Here is a 2,037-nt window from a genome sequence, read left to right as displayed (position 1 = left end):
GCAGGCGTCGTGGCGACTTCCGACACCTCGCGTGCCTGCAGCCACTGCGCCAGTTGCCGCACGGTCTGCCGCTCGAACAACTGCTTGGGACTGAGCTTGAAACCCAGTTTGCGGATGCGCGCGATGATCTGCAGGCTGAGGATGGAATCACCACCCAACTCGAAGAAGTTGTCTTCGGCCCCGACCCGTTCGACCTTGAGCACCGCCTGCCAGATCGTCGCCAACTGGCTTTCCAGTTCGCTCAGCGGCACCTCCTCGCACGGTTTGCCAGCCATGTCCGGACGCGGCAGTGCCTGGCGATCGACCTTACCATTGGCAGTCAACGGTAAGGCCGGTAGCAGCATCAGTTGCGCCGGCAGCAGATAGTCCGGTACCTGGGCTGCCAACTCCTGGCGCAGCGCTTCGGCCTCCCCATCGGCCACACACCAGGCCAGCAGGCGCAAGGGCCCATCGCCCGCGCTCTCGGCCAGCACCAGAGCATCATGCACACCCGGCAGGCGCTTGAGCACCTGCGCCAGCTCGGCCGGCTCCACCCGATAGCCGCGGATTTTCACCTGTTCATCGAGGCGACCGAGGAATTCGATCTCACCATCGGCGCGCAGGCGCACGCGGTCGCCACTGCGGTAATAGCGCTCATCCTCAAGATGGATAAAACGCTCCGCTGTCAGCTGCGGCAGGCCCAGATAGCCGTCGGCCAGACCGATACCGGCGATCAGCAGCTCACCCGGCACGCCAAGTGGCAGGCTGGCGAGCTGCTCGTCGACCACCCGCACCCGACTATTGGGCAGCGCCCGACCGATAGCTAGATTGCCCTGCGGCAAGGACTCACCGATGCGCCACTCATGGGTCAGCACACCCACTGTGGTTTCACTTGGGCCATAGTGGTTGACCACCCGCAAACCTGGCGCCAGCTCACGCACACGCGCTAGCAGTGGTGCGCCGCAGGCTTCGCCGCCGAGCACCAGCAGACGCAGCGGCAAGACCTCGACCGGCTGCGGCGCGGCGGCCAGCAGGCCGCTGAGATGGCTGGGCACGATCTTCAGCACGGCGACGGCACGAGCCTGAATGAAGGCGGCGAAACGCTCGGCATCGGCCACCTCCTCGGCGCTGGCCAGGCACAACCGCCCACCACTGCATAGCGCACCGAACAGGCTGGTATGGCCGAGATCGGCCGCCACCGACGACACCATCGCCCAGCCCTCCCCGGGCTGGCTGTCCAACCGTGTCAGCGCGCCCTGCACGTAGTTGGCCAGGGCACCGTGGCTAACCACTACGCCTTTGGGCTGCCCCGTGGAGCCGGAAGTGAAGATCACATAGGCCGGACTGGCCGCGTCGATGACCACGGCAGGCGCCTGCGCTGCAAAGTCCGACGGCCCTCCGGCCTCGACCAGCATTGCCTGATCCGGGAAGAGCGCCGCGGTTTCACGCTCGCTCACCAGCACGCAGCTCGCCCCACTCTCGGCCAGTAGTTGCTGCAGACGCGTACTCGGCAATGCCGGATCGAACGGCACGTAGGCAGCACCTGACTTCAGCACCCCCAGAAGCATCAGCAGCCAGCGTGCGCCGCGCGCCTGGCAGAGCGCGACGCGCTCACCCGGGCCGACTCCCCGGGCGCGCAAGGCATTGGCCAAACGGTTGGCCGCGGCGTCCAGCTCAGCATAACGGTATTGACCATCCCAGGCCTCGACTGCCATTTCGCCCGGGCGTGCCACGCACTGTCGGTTGAACAACTGCAGCACATCAGCGGACGGCCACGGACGGCGCTCGCCGGCCAGTTCCGAACGCAGTTCGGCTGGGACCAGAGTCAGTTGTTCGAGTGGCTCGGATGGCCGGGCGCAGAGTTGTTCCAGTTGCCAGGTGAAGGTAGCGACGATGCGTGCCACCGTGCTGACGTCGAACAGATCCTGGGCAAAGACGAAGCTGCCGCGCAGATGGCCGTCCTCGCTGGCCTCGGCCATGTCCAGGGCCAGATCGAAACGCGCACCGTACTGCTGTTCACTGAACAGCTGCAGCTTCAGCGGGCCGGCGTCCGGCAGG

Annotated in this window: 1 protein-coding gene; it reads right to left on the bottom strand. The window is 66.3% G+C overall.

Going from position 1 to position 2,037, the window contains the following annotated elements:
- Positions 1-2,037 (bottom strand): amino acid adenylation domain-containing protein (locus J0A65_RS22635; protein WP_206596568.1); only part of this gene is annotated, 2,037 nt, incomplete at both ends.

This window comes from Bowmanella yangjiangensis, from assembly GCF_017255015.1.
GTDB classification, from domain to species: domain Bacteria; phylum Pseudomonadota; class Gammaproteobacteria; order Enterobacterales; family Alteromonadaceae; genus Bowmanella; species Bowmanella yangjiangensis.
This window is presented reverse-complemented; position numbering and strand designations above follow the sequence as displayed.